The 18,499-nt window shown below is 40.1% G+C and carries 14 protein-coding genes and 2 pseudogenes; 3 read left to right on the top strand and 13 right to left on the bottom strand.

Translation table 11 applies throughout. The features are described 5' to 3' along the window. Positions 1-57: 57 nt before the first annotated feature. Positions 58-1,302 (bottom strand): extracellular solute-binding protein, encoded by a 1,245-nt coding sequence (locus AB5Z52_RS02830; protein WP_005472664.1) that lies wholly within the window; start codon positions 1,300-1,302, stop codon positions 58-60. A 247-nt stretch (positions 1,303-1,549) separates the two neighbouring features. On the opposite strand from AB5Z52_RS02830, the gene AB5Z52_RS02825 reads away from it, so the two are divergent. Further along, positions 1,550-2,458 (top strand): transcriptional regulator, encoded by a 909-nt coding sequence (locus AB5Z52_RS02825; RefSeq protein WP_003128730.1) that lies wholly within the window; start codon positions 1,550-1,552, stop codon positions 2,456-2,458. Positions 2,459-2,582: 124 nt separating this feature from the next. Here the strand turns inward: AB5Z52_RS02825 and AB5Z52_RS02820 are convergent, their stop codons facing one another. From AB5Z52_RS02820 to AB5Z52_RS02795, 6 genes are all read right to left on the bottom strand, one after another. Continuing rightward, positions 2,583-3,620 carry a Gfo/Idh/MocA family protein gene (locus AB5Z52_RS02820; RefSeq protein WP_003128728.1) on the bottom strand — a complete coding sequence of 346 codons (1,038 nt, stop codon included), beginning with the start codon at positions 3,618-3,620 and terminating at the stop codon, positions 2,583-2,585. Positions 3,621-3,635: 15 nt separating this feature from the next. Then, the gene (locus AB5Z52_RS02815) at positions 3,636-4,604 is read right to left on the bottom strand and encodes a sugar phosphate isomerase/epimerase (protein ID WP_003128726.1); all 969 of its coding nucleotides are present in this window, start codon (positions 4,602-4,604) and stop codon (positions 3,636-3,638) included. Continuing rightward, positions 4,601-5,320 carry a trehalose utilization protein ThuA gene (locus tag AB5Z52_RS02810; protein ID WP_003128724.1) on the bottom strand — a complete coding sequence of 240 codons (720 nt, stop codon included), beginning with the start codon at positions 5,318-5,320 and terminating at the stop codon, positions 4,601-4,603. The genes AB5Z52_RS02815 and AB5Z52_RS02810 overlap by 4 nt, the downstream gene beginning before the upstream one ends. Continuing rightward, positions 5,317-6,066 carry a sugar phosphate isomerase/epimerase gene (locus AB5Z52_RS02805; protein WP_003128722.1) on the bottom strand — a complete coding sequence of 250 codons (750 nt, stop codon included), beginning with the start codon at positions 6,064-6,066 and terminating at the stop codon, positions 5,317-5,319. The genes AB5Z52_RS02810 and AB5Z52_RS02805 overlap by 4 nt, the downstream gene beginning before the upstream one ends. Positions 6,067-6,092: 26 nt before the next feature. Continuing rightward, on the bottom strand, positions 6,093-7,166 hold the full coding sequence (locus AB5Z52_RS02800; RefSeq protein WP_003128720.1) for a Gfo/Idh/MocA family protein: 1,074 nt from the start codon (positions 7,164-7,166) through the stop codon (positions 6,093-6,095). Between the two features lie 255 nt (positions 7,167-7,421). Beyond that, complete coding sequence (locus AB5Z52_RS02795; RefSeq protein WP_003128718.1) at positions 7,422-8,285, bottom strand: AraC family transcriptional regulator; 864 nt, start codon at positions 8,283-8,285, stop codon at positions 7,422-7,424. Between the two features lie 137 nt (positions 8,286-8,422). Between AB5Z52_RS02795 and AB5Z52_RS02790 the strand changes: the two genes are divergently transcribed. After that, positions 8,423-9,211, top strand: a complete 789-nt coding sequence (locus tag AB5Z52_RS02790) for a PHP domain-containing protein (protein ID WP_003128717.1) — start codon at positions 8,423-8,425, stop codon at positions 9,209-9,211. A gap of 164 nt (positions 9,212-9,375) precedes the next feature. Here AB5Z52_RS02790 and AB5Z52_RS02785 read toward each other — a convergent pair. The 3 genes and pseudogenes from AB5Z52_RS02785 to AB5Z52_RS02775 all read right to left on the bottom strand — a co-directional run. After that, positions 9,376-10,680 (bottom strand): annotated as a pseudogene (locus tag AB5Z52_RS02785) (MFS transporter); the annotation flags it as partial. Positions 10,681-10,779: 99 nt separating this feature from the next. Next, positions 10,780-12,729 (bottom strand): annotated as a pseudogene (locus AB5Z52_RS02780) (alpha-rhamnosidase); the annotation flags it as partial. A gap of 48 nt (positions 12,730-12,777) precedes the next feature. Next, complete coding sequence (locus tag AB5Z52_RS02775) at positions 12,778-14,094, bottom strand: MFS transporter (protein WP_060813022.1); 1,317 nt, start codon at positions 14,092-14,094, stop codon at positions 12,778-12,780. A 230-nt stretch (positions 14,095-14,324) separates the two neighbouring features. Between AB5Z52_RS02775 and AB5Z52_RS02770 the strand changes: the two genes are divergently transcribed. Next, positions 14,325-15,296, top strand: a complete 972-nt coding sequence (locus AB5Z52_RS02770) for an AraC family transcriptional regulator (protein WP_041119841.1) — start codon at positions 14,325-14,327, stop codon at positions 15,294-15,296. Positions 15,297-15,520: 224 nt separating this feature from the next. On the opposite strand, the gene AB5Z52_RS02765 is transcribed toward AB5Z52_RS02770, so the two are convergent. The 3 genes from AB5Z52_RS02765 to AB5Z52_RS02755 all read right to left on the bottom strand — a co-directional run bounded on the left by AB5Z52_RS02765 (position 15,521) and on the right by AB5Z52_RS02755 (position 18,455). Then, entirely contained in the window at positions 15,521-16,459 is a 939-nt protein-coding gene (locus AB5Z52_RS02765) for a 2-dehydropantoate 2-reductase (RefSeq protein ID WP_003128712.1), read from the bottom strand. Positions 16,460-16,625: 166 nt separating this feature from the next. After that, positions 16,626-17,579 (bottom strand): rhodanese-related sulfurtransferase, encoded by a 954-nt coding sequence (locus AB5Z52_RS02760; protein WP_003128711.1) that lies wholly within the window; start codon positions 17,577-17,579, stop codon positions 16,626-16,628. 120 nt (positions 17,580-17,699) lie between these two features. Beyond that, the gene (locus AB5Z52_RS02755; RefSeq protein WP_288551567.1) at positions 17,700-18,455 is read right to left on the bottom strand and encodes an alpha/beta fold hydrolase; all 756 of its coding nucleotides are present in this window, start codon (positions 18,453-18,455) and stop codon (positions 17,700-17,702) included. Positions 18,456-18,499 lie beyond the last annotated feature (44 nt).

Here is an 18,499-nt window from a genome sequence, read left to right as displayed (position 1 = left end):
CTCGACATGCCTGATCACTATCTTCTTTGCCTTCAGCTTTTGTCACAGACCCTGCGATTATTTCATTTTCTCTTCCACGACTTTTTGGATTTCACCAAAGGTATCTTTAATATCGGCTTTTCCAGTGATCATGTCCCAAGAACGATTGTCGTATTCATCAAAAATGTAAGACAATCCATCGACTGCATTCACAGAGATCGCCGCCTGTCCTTTTTCTGTTTTCAACAAGAAAGATTGCGGCATCTTGACATATTCCTCATTGTCAAGCATCGCTAGTGAAGTTGGATTGGCGCCAGATTTCACCCATTCTAACTGGTTTGCCTGCAACCAAGTCAAGAAATCCACCATTCCCTCTTTCTTTTCATCAGAGCGTTCTTCTTTTGTCTTAAACATCGCAAACTGATCAACTCCCGATCCTTGAACGATATTTTCCGCATCCCATTGCGGTGTAAAGGTTTCTCCCCACTCAAAGTCACTGATTTCTTCCATATTGCTCAACATCCACGTTCCTTCCGGCAAGAAGATCAACTGTTGATTCGCAAAAAGTTTATTGGCATCTTCCCCGTCTGGCACCATGTAGCCCGCATCATACAAATTTTTGAATTCCTGTACCGTGTTATACGAATACTCATTATCGATATTGATTTTGCCATCTTGATCTTGCCATTGTCCGCCCATTTGCTGATATAGATTGGAATAATTCTGCATCCCCCAGGTATAACCAAAGCTATAAACGCCATCTGCTTTTGCTTTTTCACCTGCCTGATTGATTTCTTCATAAGTCACGATGCCATCATCTAATGCTCCAGGAATGTATTTGTCTACCAGATCTTTGTTGTAATACATGACCCACGACCCCATGGTGGCAGGAATCCCATACTGGCTGTCCTCAAGAGTACCGGTATCCCAAGCTGCTTCAACATAATTGCTGCGATCTAGCTCTGTACCTTTGATCATGTCATCCCAAGAATCCAGCATCTCTTGGTTCTTATAGGTGGGAAGTGCTTCTGAAGCGACTAAAGCCAAATCTGGTACACCTTTCCCCGATTTACCTGCTGTAGTTAGTTTTGAGGTGAAGGTATCCCCTTGCATACTCACTAATTTCACTTTGAAATCCGGATCCGTCGCATTGTATTCGTCAATCGTCTTTTTGATTTTCTCCCCATCTGGTCCAGTTGTGGATGACCATAACAAAATTTCAGAACTCTTGCTTGAGTTGCCGCCGCCACTTCCACATGCTGACAATACGATGCCACACAGCAACGTCGCCCCTACTACTATAGCTGCTTTACTAAATTTCATTTTTCCACGCTCCTATTATTTAACTTATTTGTAAAACGATATTCCAACTCACTTTACTTTTTTCAACAACAATAAAAACCAAACTGTTTACACCGTTAAATTAACATCAAAATAAAGCGCTGTCAACAGCTATTTAACAACTAAAATAAAATATTTATATCGTTTAACTATAGTGTAAAATCATCAAGTTATGTTATAATAAACCTGCGCAATCAATTAACAAAAAAAGTATAACGAGGTGAATAGAATGGAATTAAATTTAGAGAAAACCTCTTTACCGGTTTATGAAGCTTTAGCCAATGAGACGCGTTTGGCAATTTTGAGAGAGTTAGGCGGGGAAAGAAAAAGCATCAGTGAGATTGGGGAAAAACTGGCAATCAGCAACGCACTCATGACCAAGCACATCAAAAAATTAGAGCAGGCACAATTGATCAGATTAGAAAAAGGAACGGGAAAAGATTGGAAAAAGAAGTTTCTAGCTTTAAAGACTGATTTCATCAACATCAACTTCCCCGAAAAAGTATTTCCAGAAATGAATTTGACTTCATTACCTGTGAAAATTGGTCACTTCACTGATTTTAGAGCCGAAGCTTCTTGTGGAATGGCTACAAAAGATCGCCTGATCGGCGCATTGGATGATCCTAAATCCTTTTTGGCACAAGAACGAGTAGATGCCAGTATTATCTGGTTAAACAATGGATTCTTAGAGTACAAAATTCCGAAACCGCTAAAAAATGGGGAAAAAATCGAAATGCTGGAAATCAGCATGGAGATTGCTTCTGAATTTCCTATTTCCAATAATTATTGGCCGAGTGATATTTCTTTCTATATCAACGATGTCTGTTTAGGAACCTATACTGTTCCAGGAAACTTTTCAGATGTACGGGGGGCATTGACCCCTCAATGGTGGATCGATGAGTTCAGTCAATACGGCTTGTTGAAACATCTGCGGATCAACCGTTTTGATACTTCGATCGACGGAGAAAAGCTGACCGACCATAACTTAAGCGAGATCGATTTGGATCACAGTGATTTCTTTACATTCAAAATTGCAGCACCGGCAACCGCAGAAAACGCTGGCGGTCTAACTATTTTTGGCGATCGTTGGGGCAATTACCCGCAGGATCTGCTTTTCAATTTTTATATTTCGGAATAAAAAAAGACACAGGCAAACAATCACCTGCATCACTTGATGATCTCTGTTAACTCTCCTTTGACTGCAAGATTTAACAGGGATCATTTGCTATGGCGGGATTCGTTTTTCTGTGTCTTGATTGCTCTTATTTTGCGCTGGCTACGGCAAAGATTCGTTCGATCAATTCCATGACGTTGCGAACTTCTTCATTTTTGACAATTGGTTCAGCACCGTGACGGACTACATGATAAAAATTCTTGTAGAAAGGATCAAAATCGGCTTTCGCTTCTGGAAATGGGATTGATTCTGCAGCCAATTCAGATGGCGGTGCCATTGTTTTCGTTAATCCAACACCTGCTTGGACAGGTTTAGGTGCGGCAACATCTTCGCGGCCAGTTGCCCGAACCATCTTACCATTCAACGCCCAATCTTGGATCGTAGCAGTTCCTTCAATTCCCTTAATGTACCAGCGAGGCAATTGGGTGTAATTGGAGGTCCCAACTTCCACGATTGCTTTGACACCATTTTCAAATGTGATCAAAGCAAAGAATCCATCGTCGACTTCTTCTCCCAGAATATAGCTTAAGTCAGCTTTCACATCTTTCACTGGACTGTCCACTAACCAAAGTATTTGATCCAACAAGTGAACGCCCCAGTCTAATACCATGCCGCCTCCTTGTTTTTTCACATGGCGCCAATCACCTGGGATGCCATTTGCACCTTGGACCCGTGATTCGATTTGGAAAAGATCACCGATCTGCCTATTACGATATAAATCGCGAACGATCAGAAAGTCTGGATCCCAGCGACGGTTTTGATGGACCATAAATGTATTGCCTGTTTCTTTGGCCACAGCAACGATTTCGTCTAGTTCAGCAGTGTTTAAAGCAACAGGTTTCTCACATACAACATGCTTACCCGCTCTGAGGGCTGCGATCGACAAATCCTTATGCAAATCATTCGGCGTTGCGATCAGCACTGCTTCAATGGTTTCATCTGCTAAGACTTCTTCATAACTTTTATAGATTTTATGCCCTTTTTCTTGTGAAATAGCTTGTCTTTCTTCCGAAATATCATAGGTTCCCACAATATGGATCCGTTCATTTTCATTCGGCAGGATGTTGTGCACATGGTAAGCACCCATACCGCCATAACCGATGACAACAAAATTGATTGCACTCATTTTCTATACTCCTCGTTACACCCACCACATTGCGGATGGTTCTTCTTTGATCATAATCGATTTCAAATTAGTGATTGCTCGGTTCAATCCTTCATCAACAGACATGATTGGATCTTCATGCTCGATACTCAAGACATAATCATACCCATAGATCCGCAATGCGGAAATGATGTCCGACCAAACTTGCAAGCTGTGCCCGCAGCCAACAGAGCGGAAAGTCCAAGCTCTTGTTTTGACATTGCTGTATGGCTGCATGTCTGTCAACCCATGCATGTTGATATTATCTTGATCAAGATACGTATCTTTGGCATGAAAATGATGAATCGCATCTGCTTCACCTAAAATCTTGACTGCTGCCACTGGATCGATCCCTTGCCACCACAAATGGCTTGGATCAAGGTTACAACCAATTGCTTTACCTGCAGCGTCGCGAAGTTTTAACATCGTATAAGGCGTATGAGCCAAGAATCCGCCATGCAGCTCAATACCGATTTTTACACCAGCAGCTTCTGCCTCGGTATTGATTTCTTTCCAATAAGGGATCAGCTTTTGCTCCCATTGATAGTTGTAATTATCATCGTATTCCGTTGGCCATGGCAGAACAGGCCAGTTGACTTGCGTGTCTGTTGCATTTCCTCCCGAAACACCAGAGAATCCATTGACGACAGGGACATTCATCAAACTGGCCAGCTTGATCGTTTTGCGTAATAATTCATCTGCTTCCTGCGCTTCATTTTTTAAAGGCGAAATGGGATTGTTGTGACAGCTTAACGCCGAGATTTCTAGTCCTTTGTCGGCTAATTTAGCTAAATATTCTTTCCGGTCTGCTTCACTAGCAAGCAACTTATCGATATCCAAGTGGGCATTGCCTGGAGAACCTCCTGTACCGATCTCAACTGTCTGCAATCCTTTTTCTGCAACTTCTGTGATCATTTCTTCAAACGTTAAATGATTGAATAATGGCGTAAATACTCCTAATTTCATTTGCCTACCTCCTCATTGGCTTGATAATGGCCGTACGTTGGGTACGTATTTTCTGTTGGTGCGCACCAACGTGCCGCGTTTTTGATAACTTTTTGTACTTTTTCGTTGTAATAACTCGGAAACGTCTCATGCCCAGGTTGGAAATAAAAGATCTTGCCATTGCCACGACGGAAGGTGCAGCCGCTGCGGAAGACTTCGCCTCCTGGGAACCAGCTAACAAAGATCAATTCGTCTGGAGTTGGGATGTCAAAGTGTTCCCCATACATTTCTTCTTTCTCAAGTTCAATAAATTCGCCGACACCTTCTACGATTGGATGACTCGGGTTGATATTCCAAATTCGACAATGCTGATCATCCACGCGCCATTTCAAGTCACAGGAAGTGCCCATCAATTTCTTGAAGACTTTTGAGAAGTGACCAGAATGGAGGACAATCAGACCCATTCCTTCTAACACCCGTTGTTGAACGCGCTGAACGATTTCGTCTTGTACTTCATCATGGGCCATATGCCCCCACCAAACGAGCACATCGGTATCAGCTAATACTTCGTTTGTTAATCCGTGTTCTGGTTCATCCAAGGTTGCTGTGCGAACTTGAAAATCATCTGCTTGCAAAAAGGCAGCGATTTGTCCGTGGATTCCTTCGGGATACATTGCCTGAACGGTTTCATCTGTTTTTTCGTGTCTAAATTCATTCCAAACAGTGACATGGATCATTGGTAAACCTCCTCAACGATAGCTTTTAATTGCAAATAATCGATGGCCGTCGCTTCTAAAGGTGCGTATTTTTGGAACGCTTCTTGTTCCACGATCAACCAAGGCAATTGGAATTGTTGCGCAACTGTGACATAGTCCTTGATAGGTAAAATGCCATTATTGATTTCTGTGCTTTCTTTTGGTTCTTCCTGCATATCTTTGATATGCAAAAGACCAACGGACTCTTGATGTTCTTTCAACCAAGTGAAAACATCAGTGCCGGAATAAGCGATCCAATAAAGATCTGCTTCTAATTTAAGTGCTGGATTTTCAGCTAACAATTCTTCAATCATTGATTTATTAGGAATCTCGGTAAATTCATGGGCATGATTGTGATAGTAGCATTCAAAGCCCTGAGCAGCTGCTTTCTTAGCAACTTCTGCAAACTCTCGGGCAAACTGTTGCCATTCTGCGAATGTCTCAAATGAAGCATATGGAACCACGAGTCGGTGATTCCCGATCGCTTTTTCATAGGCCAGTGTTGCTTCAAAATGATCCCGCAATGTTTCAAAGGGTAGATGAGAAGCAGCAACTCCCAAGTCGTATTCTTTTAGCGCGTTTGAGACCTCTGTTGCGGAATAACCGTAGTAACCCGCGAATTCGACTCCGTCATACCCGCTTTTTTTGACACTTTCAAGTGCTTGGAACAAGTCTTCTTTACACGCTTCTTGGATGCTCCATAACTGTAGTCCGATTTTTGGTTTCATGCTTTGCTCCTTTTTAGCGACTGCTTTTACAAGTAGACCGGTTCGCCAGTTGCTGAGGATTTGTAGATTGCTTCTAAAATCTCAGTAACTACCATTGCCTCTTCCGGCTTGACCACAGGTTCTGTGTCATTGATGATGGCGTTGATCCAAGATTGTGCTTCCAAGATTTCAGGCGTTTCGCCGTCCCCTTCATAGAAGTCGACACCACCAGTTTCCAACTCAATATTTTTTTCATACAACAAACTATGATCTTCGCCATTGATTGTTAAGCCATTATTCATATCCGCGCCAGCTTTGCTGCCCATCAATGTTGTTTTTGCTTCTTTGACATCTAAACTGTTCAACGCCCAGCTAGCTTCCAAGAAAATCGTTGCGCCATTTTCCATCACGACAAATCCAAAAGCAGAGTCTTCTACCGAAAACTTCTCTGGATCCCATGACCCCCAAGCGTTCGCCGCATTCTTTGTCTGAGATAATTCATGGTAAGCTTTTCCGACAACAAATTTAGGTTGGTAGTTATTCATCATCCACAATGTTAAATCAAGAGCATGCGTACCGATGTCGATCAATGGTCCCCCGCCTTGAGCTTCTTCGTCTAGAAAGACACCCCAAGTTGGTACTGCACGACGACGGATGGCATGGGCTTTCCCAAAATAGATATTGCCTAATTGTCCTTCCGCACAAACCTCGTGCAAGTAGCGGGAATCTTTTCTAAAACGATTTTGATAACCGATCGTTAATTTTTTGCCTGTTCGATTAGCGGCATCGATCATTGCTTTTGCTTCTTCTGTCGTTTTTGCCATTGGTTTTTCGCACATTACATGGCAATCTGCTTCTAATGCTGCGATGGACAATTCCGCGTGAGAAGCATTTGGTGTACAAACATGCACAACATCTAATTCAGCTTCTGCTAACATTTCTTTGTAGTCGCTGAATACCTGGGCATCTTCTGTACCGAAAGCTGTTTTAGCTTCCACTGCTCGTTCGACGATCAAATCACAAAATGCGACCATTTCCGCTTCTTTTACTTGTGATAATGCCGGCATGTGTTTGCCATTCGCAATCCCACCGCAACCAATGATTCCAATTCTTACTGTCATCTCTTTCCTCCTGAAAACGCTTATTATTTTCTACTCATTCATTATAGCGAAAGGATTTGACAGGTTCTTCCCAATTTCCTCTTAAAAAATTCCCGAAATTTATCTTATGGAACTCTCACTAAAACGAATCAAAGACTCCTTCACACCAAATAAAAGCACCCAAACAAACAGTGAACAATCGCTTAAAAATTGCGCTTGTTCAAGGGTTCGAGTGATTGACAAGATTGGCTCGTTGATCTAGCTTTCATCAAGTATTCAATTATTTAATTGTTTCTGATACTGCAATGGGGATTGTCCTACGGTCTCTTTGAACACGTGATGGAACGTTTTGACACTGGCAAATCCGGCTTTTTCCGCTACTTCTGCCATTGGAAGTTTCTCGTTTGCCAAAATGAATTTGGCTTGATTGATCCGGTATTCCGTCAGAAACTGCATGAATGTTTTTCCAGTATTCGTCTTAAAAAAGCGGGTAAAGTAATGGGGACTGAATCCAACATGCTTCGCTGTTTCTTCCATCGTTAAGACATCTTGGTAATGGGATTCAATATATTCAAACACTTCATCCAGACGTTGCAGCGTTTCTTTGTATTGAGCTGCAGAACGTTTTAAAGGAGCGATCTTTTTGGCACGCGGCGGCAACCCTTGATAACATTCGCCGATCAACTGATACAAAAAACCCATAGTCAAATAGCGTTTACCAGCTACTTGCTCTTCCTCTAACTGGTAGAGTTCGATCAACAATCCTGTGATTTTTTCGGTAAAACTGACTGGCCAATGCTTGCTGTGGGGTTCCCCCTCGTCAAAAAGTGTTTTTAAAGAAAGTTCTTTTTCTCGCAAAATGGTTTCATCAAACAGTGCGAAATCAAACTGATACACATAACGCTCACTCTCTGGAGAAGCCAAAAAATAGTGGGGCTGGCCACTGGCAAAAATGTACAGCTCGCCTTCTTCCAACTCAATGATCTCATCAGCTACCCCAATATTGACTTTTCCTCGTTTCGCATAAATCAGCTCGATTTCTTTATGTACATGGGGATAAACGATCGTCAGCCCATCATTAAGGAATGTCCGAAAGCGAAAATCGCTTTCAAATTCCGGAATCTCAAGATACATACTCATACTGCTATTTACTCCTTTGCTTCCATTCTCATCCATTATAGAACAAAGAATTTTTGTACGAAATGCTTTTCTGATTTTTTATGAAAAAATAGTCGCTTCTCGCTTTTTATGGTATCTTGTACAAAAAGGAGGTTATTATGAATTACTACGATCAGCATTTGCATACTTTTTTATCTTTTGATTCAGAAGAACGCTTCGAAAATTATTTAGCTTTTCAACCGGAATTTTTTGTGGCGACTGACCACTTTGATCTCAAGAACCCTTATTCAAATTATCGCGATGATATTCCCGATTATGAACAGCTTCAACAATGCCATCAGACTTTACAGGAACAAACAGCAACGAAACTTTTGAAAGGGATCGAAATCGGTGTCGTTCCTGGGCAAGAAACACAAATACGCGACTATCTGGATCAGCATCCTTATGACCTGAAGTTAGTCAGCATCCATCAAAACGGTTCCTTTGACTATATGGATGATGCCGTATTGGAGAAAGACAAACTTACCGTCGTCAAGTCTTATTTTGATCAGATGGCCACAGTTTTAGATACTTTTTCTGACGGACATATCCTGACCCATTTTGACTACGGGTTGCGGCGCTTCGACTTTACAGCAGAAGAACTTGCACAGCATTTCGAAAAAGAACTGACAGTTATTTTCAAGAAAGTCGTCGCTCGCGAGCTAGCTTTTGAAGTCAATGCCAAAAGCTTTGGTCCTTATCAAAATGCATCACTTTACGAATATGCGATCCCGCTCTATCAAAGTGTGGGGGGCAAACTCTTTACACTAGGTTCAGATGCGCATAAGTCCAGTGATTATCGCTTGTTATTTGCCGAAATGAGCCAGATGCTGTGCTCCTTCGGTGTAGAACAATTGGCCGTCTTTCAAGGAACCGAAAGATACATGGCAGATTTGCCTGAAGGTTGAGGGAGGATACTGTAAACAAAAACTTCTTCCTGCGAAGCATCCGTATAGCTAGTCGAATAACAATAGCAGAAAAAATCTATCCGGAGAATGGATTTATTTCTTTCCATCTTCAAGATAGATTTTTCTCGCTTTAAGATCGTTTTAATGAAAATGCTACTTCGCTCTTAGTTCATTGTTTTTCGTTTTTGCACATGCAAACTTTTAATTTTGTTACTTTTAAAACCACTGCTGAACACAGCGATCGTCACTACATATAAAATCAGCGGGATAACGAAAGTCACGAATAAAATCCCTTTTTCCGCAGTGCTTGATTGTGACTGATTCGCTGCATAGCCGGTAAAACTTAACACAAATCCCGGAACAGCACCACCTATAGCCATCGCAAATTTCATGATTAATGAAGTGAGAGAAGCAATCAATGCTGTCGCCTCTATGTCTAATTCGTTTCTTATCGTATCAACATTATCGGCCGAAATACTGTATTGCAGTGTATTCGTCAACCCTAATGCAAATTGCACCCCGCAATAGCATAAAACGAAAACGGCTGAGTGATGATTGATGACCAGAAATCCCAGCATACATAATGAAATCAATACCAAACCTGTAATGTACAGATGTTTTTTTCCATATCGCTGCGATAATTTTGGAACCAGAAGCCCTGCTGCCAATGCCCCCAGCATACCTAAGAAACTGGCTGCACTCAATAATTTAGGGTTGCTAATAATATAACTAAGATAATATAGAAGTGAACCATTGAAGATGTTCGTTGCCGCTGTAATGAATAGCATTGCTAGAAACAATGAAACAACTGGACGCAGTTTGAATACAGATAACGCATCCTTCATTGTATATTTTTCTTTTACCGGCTTTGTTACATAGGCAGCTTCCGTCCCTCTTTCCTTTACCATCAACGTCCCTACAATCGTAAAAAATAGAACAACTAGTACCGTCCCTACAATCAATAAAACGTATCCTTTCAAAGACGTTGCAAAAGCTGCGATTGCCAAAGGTGCTGCTACATTTAAGATAGCTGGACCTACCGTATATGAAATCCCTTTGATTGATGAAAGTTGATTACGCCCTTCATCCTCTTGCGTCAGTACGGGGATTAAACTATTCAAAGGAATATCCATAAAATCAAAAGTAATTCCTAGAAGGATGTAAGAAATACTAATAGCAATGATTTTTTGAGCTGGAAATAGGAGAGGCGAAAACCAAACAAGCAAATAGTTTAAGCAACAGATGATGACTCCTAAAATCAACACAGGTTTGTATTTCCCTATCTTTGTTCTTGGAAAACGATCAATCACAAAACCAATAAGTGGATCACTAACGCCATCTAAAAGTCTCGAAACAAGGAATAACATTCCTACCAAAGCTGGATTAACACCAATGACATCCGTATAGAAAATTAACAAATACGTATTTAATAGTGTCATAATAGGGATATTCCCTAGATTTGTTAAGGCAAATCCGAGTTTTTCAGACACTTTTAACCGATCACTATTCATTGCTTTCTTCCTTTCTTTGATGAATCCAGCTTGGACCTTTTTTACAACCTCATAACTTACAGGTTGATTGGCAAACATTGGCTGCTCTTTTCCATCTATCCGCAAGATCCCACCGTCTCGATTTGTACAAATTGTTAAGCACGTATCTGTCTTCTCAATCTTCACCCAGCCACCTTTAACTGGGAATATACACGTTAATTGATGAAAAGAATCGAGCTTAGGGTCAACTAAGAATGTTTCATAACCTGGTCGAATAGGTTGAATTCCTGCGAAATAACGTCCTAATAAGTAGATAGGACTGGCTCCCCATGCATGACATAAACTTTTCCCAAAAGGATCCCCATACATTTCATAAATAGCATTTCCACTTTCTCCAGGAATATACTCCTCCCAGAAAGTAACCGCTTCTTGTTCCACCATTCCACCCCAGTAGTCAAGAATAATCTCATGTACTTGACTTGTCTGTCCCAGTTTACAAAGGGCATCTTGTTCGAAGAATTTGAAGTAAGGAGTTGTGATTTGAGTGACTTCATCATTAAGCAATACATTTTTCAAAATTTGTTGCTTTTTCGTTTCATCTACAAAGTCGAATAAGACCGCAAAAATATTGGCATGGCGTGTCACATTTCTCTTTCCAGATAGATAAGAATCAATAAATGCCCCTTTTTCTTCATCCCAGAAATAACTCATTAAATTAGCTTTCAACTGTTCATATCTTGTCACAGAGTGATCAATATCACGATTCAAGATAGAGCCACAAACAGTCATAGCTTTGTATGCTTTCAATAACAGGACTTGTTCCGCTGCCAATGTCCCTTCCTTATCTATTTCAGACCAATCAATAAAAATCCAGTCCTTTTCGCGACCATAAATAAATCCTAACTCATTGGTTTGTTTTTCAAGATAGTCCATCATAGTCACCATTTTCGAATAAATCTGTGCAAGAAATGAGCTGTCCCCAGACATCATATAGTGATTTTCAATCCCTATGATCCATAAAATGGAATAATCAACAATTGTATTCATATGCTGTTTTACTTCATTTTGACCTCGCAATGCCATGATCGTTCGCTTATTGATATCTTCATCAAAGAATAAGTATTGGTTGATAAAATAGCTTTGGTAAGCATCCCCTGACCAGATCCAGCGATCTCGTTTGATTCCGTCAATAAAGAAAAGCCCACTGCACAATGTAAAGGTTTCTATAGATATATCCCATATTCGATTCATCACAGAGTCATCTGATTTGAATGTGGCTTGATTGTGTATGGGAAGATATTCATGCATCGCACGAATATCAATTGCTTCTGGTGCTATATTAGGAATGAAAAGATAACGAAAAGCACGTTTGCGAATGTTTGTTTCTTTTCTTACATTTTCCTGTTTGTAATAACACATTTGACTATCACATGCTTCTGCTTCTGATTCTCCATAGCAAATAGATATCGGTATCTCCGACAACAATTTATCGATCATTAATGAACCGAAAATCGTCCGTCCATAATCAAACAACGTGCCGCCAGCAACCGCCGTCTTCGAAACAGGGAAACAAGTTTCTATTTCATAATAGACTTTATTAGGGTCTTGCTCTTTATTCATATAAAGATTGCTCCATCCTACTGGAGCTTCTTCAACAAAGTTACTGCAATACCAGCCTTCATCACTCTTGATTCTTTCTCCTTCAATATAGATGGCTGGCAAACCGTTTGGATTCCCTACATTCACCCTAATCTTATTAAAACCGGGTTGACAGACAATCTCTTGTTCAAAAGAATATTTCACTTCATTCACTTCTACAAAGCCAATCCCTGTTGCATATACAACAAATGTCGTGGGACTTTGTAATTCATATTCACGTTTAAATTTTACATTTTTATGGCAGTCATCAATATACCAGTAAGCTGGCCAATCGTATCCTCGTTCTTCTCTAGAAAAATTTTGTAAAAGTCCTTGACGTATTTCAAAATCGCCAGCATACCAGATCCATCGTGGCCGTTCATTTGTTATCACTATTATCCGTTCCTTTCGTTTACTCATTTATATTCTATCGATCAACTACTTTACTAAATCAGCTAGATTAGAATCTCTTCGACTGTTTGCTCTCGTTTTAGCTCCTTTTTGCAATTTCATCATGACAGCTCCTGCAATAGCTGCTACTAGAACAATCGCCGCAAAGCCATACATCGAAAATTGAATATTGTTTGGCGATACCAAAAATGGTGTGACAAAGGCAAACAATCCGCAACACAACCGTGAAAAACCATTGATAACGCCTTGTAAGAATGCCCGAGATTCTGTTGGAAATGATTCTTGAGTCCAAACTTTATAGATGGCTTCCCCTGCTAATGGATTTCCAAAATTATAAAAAGCAATCGTTATCGCCAATGCGATGAATCCTGCACTACCGCCAATAACTGCCATACCAACCATTGCCATGAATTGAACAAAAGCGCCAACAAAAAATGCTTTATTCCGATGCTTTCCACCCGCTACTGAAGCAAAGATAATCGTAGTCACTAAAGAAATGATATTCAGCACAATACCTAGCCCTGTTGCTTGCATTTGTGTAGCACCAGCATTAGTCAAAGCGTATGTCTGAAATTGTCCCCATGTATTCGCTAACAAATTCCAACAAACATAAAAGACTAAAATAGCGAAGAAAAAGTTGCGATAAATTTTTGCATTGTTCCCACTAAAAATCTCTTTTAGTGAAATTTTTTGTTGATTGCTAACCAGATTCAACGCAGACTGACGTGCTGCACCTTCTTCGTGGAACATCCGAAATTTTTTTGAGACTGTCCGCCAAACCCACGCAAAGATTGAAAAGACCAATAAAATAACAAAAACAATACGCGCTCCCAAAACTCCATTGACTCCGGAAAGTAAGAAAGAACAAATATAGGAAATAAAAATACCAATTTGCCAAAATATTTGTGTCGAAGATACTAAACTTGCAGAAGTTTTTTCATCTGGTGCATCATGAGAGACAACGGTTAAACTGATTGGTAAATCCGCCCCAGATGCAATCCCCATGACGATGACTCCTAATAATAAAGCCACAAAATTTCCTGAAAATACACAAATTGCTGCTCCAATAGCATAAAACAAATTGATCCAGTTGAACGCTCGAATCAGGCCGAAGATTTTTGTAATTTGTCCTGCAAACAAAGAGCCGAACGCAATTGCAAAGGTTAGTGCACCAGAGATTAATCCAACTTGTCCCGCAGATAAGTTCAACCCTTTTTGCCAAACCGGTATGGTTGCCGAGAGACCAACGATACATCCAGAACCCAACATAGAACCTACACCGGCTGCAGTTGCTAAAGGAGAATACTTTTTCACTAATGATTGCTGCTTTCCATTTGTGTCCATTTGAAACATCCTTTCTTGTTCATAGGGTTATATTAAACGCTTACACAAAATGGTACAATTTCAAAAATGTAGGTCTTTACTATCAAATTCACAGGTCATAAATTTGAATTTTTTTGAAAGGCTATTTGTTTGATCTGACAAACCCTTTAATAGCAAAGTAAATATTGACTATTTATTGGGAATAACTTATATATAGAACTAACTATATAAAAAAATTAGGTGATTGACGGATGGAAAGTTTGATTAAACTTTTTGATATAGAAGATCGAATTGAAGCCCAGCAAAGAACTACTGGGAAGAATATTAATGAAATGAATTTAGACTATCATGGATCAGTAATTCCAAAAATACCCGTTAATGATTTTTTTGAAGAGGGATCTATTTATATCAATAAGCATCATCGCTACTCTTATACGTCTGCTCATACTCATAGTTTCATTGAAATGAATTACCTTCTAAGAGGATGTTGTCGGCAAAAAATAAACGGGGAGGCATGGAGGTTCACTGAACAGCAATTGATTATTATGGACACTGAAGTGATTCAGCAAATTGATTATGTAGGAAAAGATGATTTGATTCTCAATATTTTAATTGACAAACATACTTTACAAACAGAGCTCTTGAACCACTTGCCCGCTTCAAGTAATCCAGTCACGGACTTCTTTTTGAATGCTGCTAAAAAGGATAGTGTTCATAATACTTTTTTAGTTTTTGATTTAAAAGAACACGCGATCATCAATCAGCTTTTATTCTTGATGATTCACAAATTTTATCTCAAAGAAATCTTCTATCATCGTTCCTTAAGTCTCCTTTTAGGATCATGTTTATTGGAATTAGCAGCAATTCCTAGTTTGAATGAACTGTCGTTAACTTCTCAAAGAAATGATTTAGCTGCACTCTTAAAATATATTAACGATCATTACACAACTATCACTCTCAAAAAATTAGCCACGGAGTTTGGTTATAACCAAAACTATTTAGGTAATATGCTCAAGACAAAAACTGGCGCGACTTTTCAAGAAATGATCGACCAAAAACGTTTGATTGAAGCACAAAGATTACTTAGAGAATCTTCCATGACTATTGATACTATCGCTGAAAATTTAGGTTACAAGAGTACGCCCTCCTTATTCAAGCTCTTTCAAAACAAAATGCAGATGACTCCTACTCAATACCGTCACTTTTCAAAAAAAGTTAATTAATCACAAGTAAAATTTGTAATAAGCAATAGCAGGAAAAATTCTTTATCGTCAATTGAATTAAAGTCACTACGATATGAACAAAAAAAAGGATCCGGACCATAAATGTTTGATTGCTCCTGAACGTCCAAAATGTGTGACGATGTTCTCCTAAACTACCAGGGCATTACATAGATGATTCGGATCTTTTATTATTAGACTTATATCATAGTTTTTTATTTTTACTACTACTTCGCTTCAAGCACATCTTCTTTGGCATGGATCAATTGGGTCAAGAAGTCGCAATAAGGCGTGGGAACATTGTATTTTCGACCTTTACGCGAAATAGCCCCGTTGATGTAATCGATCTCCGTTTTACGATGATTATTGATCAAATCTTGATACATGGAAGGATAGTGTAAGCCAATACCTGCAGGATCATAGGTTTTTTCAATATGGGCAACGACTTCTGGAACATCTAGTTCTACCGATTCATGAGCCGCAACAGCTGCGAATTCTCCAACAATGGTTTGCACCATTTGTCGTGCAGTGGCTGTATTTCCAAACTGTGCAATGTTGACATCCAAAATTGAACATAAACCATTCAATGTACCATTGACACAGGCTTTACGATAGATTGAATAGCGAATATTTTCAGAGTATGACGCATTCAATCCAGAAGCAGTTAGTACCTCAGCCAGTTCTTTGGCCGCTGCTTCTTTGCCTTCACCAATGTTTTGCAGTTCAACCGATCCTTCCCCAAACAATCGAACTTGTCCAGGTCCAATCAAATCTGCTGTCCATAGGGTATTTCCTAAGAAAATTTTATCGGTAGCGACATATTTTTCAATTGTATCTTCATGTCCAATGCCATTAAGTAAGCAAAGTACTCTTGTTTGATCACCGATTAGTGAAGCAATGTCTTGCATCATTTGGTCTAATTGCATCGCTTTTGTAAAAACAATGATCAGATCCGCTGGCGTATCCGCCGTTACTTCGGACTGTGGATAAATGGGGAAAGATTCTGTGATTTCTTCTCCATCCAAATTTGCTTGTAGTCCATTGGTACGGATCGCTTCGATATGCGCTGGCCAACCATCGATCAACGTTACATCGTTGCCGCCTCTTTTTAATTTAATGGCAAATCGGCTGCCCATGGCACCAGCACCAGCAATAACAATTTTCATCTCTATTCCTCTTTCCTATCTGACAATTAGGTATAGTTTACTCCAAATCAAACAAATATGCGAGGAGCTTGCCTTTTTTAAAGTGAAATTTGTTAAAAAAATCAATTGGAATCGTTTGATTTTTCAGATAATTAAAGAACAAAAAAAGATCCTTTTCAGGATCTTTTTAAACCGTCACTTCAGACGCTAGTTGTGCTAAAACTGCTGCTTGTTCTTCTTGAGAGATATTGTGCTCAATGACGTAACGATTGTTTTCATTGGCGGCACATTCATAGCAGCAGCCGCCTAAGTGTGCCGCTTGATTCTCTTCCGAAGTGAGGAACTGACGATTGCACTCTGGATTTGCACAATTGACGTAACGCTCACATGGTGTGCCATCGAACCAATCGCGACCGATCACGGTCTTGTCGACATGATTGATCTCAACACTGATACGTTCATCAAAGACATACATCTTACCGTCCCACAACTCTCCTTGAACTTCTGGATCATTGCCATAAGCAAAAATTCCCCCGTGAAGTTGTGCTACGTCTTGGAATCCTTCTCGCAACAACCAGCCCGAGAATTTCTCGCAGCGAATCCCACCTGTGCAGTAAGTGACCACTTTTTTATCCATGAATTTCTCTTTGTTCTCAATGATCCATTGAGGCAATTCACGGAAACTGCGGATATCGGGACGGACCGCACCTCGAAAATGACCAAGATCGTATTCATAATCATTCCGCGCATCGATCACTACGGTATTTTCATCCAACAACGCTTCTTTGAAATCTTTCGGTTCTAGATACTTTCCGGTTAGTTCTAAAGGATCGATATCATCTTCTAAGTTCAATGACACCAATTCTTTTCGCGGTCGAACAAACAATTTTTTAAAGGCGTGTTCTTCCACCTCATCGATTTTGTAGTAGATTCCTTTGAAACGGGGGTCCGCTTCCATTTTTTCCATATAGGCATCCGTTGCTTCAATCGTTCCAGAAAGCGTTCCGTTGATTCCTTCTTTCGCAACAAGAATTCGACCTTTGATACCGATCTCTTTCCCAAAAGCTAAATGCTCTTTCGCAAAACTTTCTGGATCTTCGATGGTCGTGTATTTATAAAATAATAAAACGCGATAGTTCACAGTCATTCCTCCTTTTTTCCACCCTACAGTATAAAAAAGAAAAATGAAGAACACGAATTTTATGCTTGTACATAACCACACAATCCCTTTGCTTACCTAGATACCTGTCGTTTTTTGTTGTCAGAGTGAATCAGTGCTTTTTCCTAATTGTTCAACAAAAAAGGCCGTTACCTGATCCATGGTCTCTCCACGAACTAAATGTCGTTCTTCGCGAGAGATAAATGTCAGATTCGCTTCTGGATTCCCTTGCACAAAGGTTTCTACATCGGCGTAAGGGATTTTCTCATCTTCCGTCCCATGCCAGAACAACAATGGACGTCCAGCTAGTTTTTCTGGTTGCGTCTGGAGATCATAAGCTTCGATCCATCCCAGTAGCAACTGATAGTCATCTGGGACAAAGAAACCTGCAGCACCCGCATGTTTCTGGATCCGTTCACGGTAACCGATCATCGATGGCGAGCCCATCACACACGCAGCAGCGGTGATCTCCGGATGTTGACATAGCAAGCCGCAAGTCGTCATCCCTCCCATTGAAACGCCTCCTACAGCGATTTGCCTATTTACCAAGCCTAGATTTTCAAAGAAATCCACCAAATAAAAAAACTCAAATAAGTTGGTATGAATGCTTTGCCAGAAAATCAATGAAGGAATCTCGGATAGTTGGGTCTTTCGTTCGCCATGATTGGCGGCATCAGGTAAAATCACACGAAAGTTTTCCCGTGCTAGTTTTCGACCTTGCGTCAGTACCAATTCTTTACTCGTTTGCCAACCATGATAATAAATGATCAACGGCAACGGTTCATAGATCAAATGTTCTGGAACGACTTCCAATACTGGGATATTCCCGATTTTTCTTTTACGAACTGCAATTTTCATCTCTTTCCACCTCTGCTTAAGTATACGCATTCTGCTCTTACCTG

The sequence above is a fragment of the Enterococcus sp. RTP21361st1_A6_RTP21361_211029 genome (genome assembly GCF_040910045.1).
Lineage (GTDB): Bacteria > Bacillota > Bacilli > Lactobacillales > Enterococcaceae > Enterococcus_D > Enterococcus_D gallinarum.
This window is presented reverse-complemented; position numbering and strand designations above follow the sequence as displayed.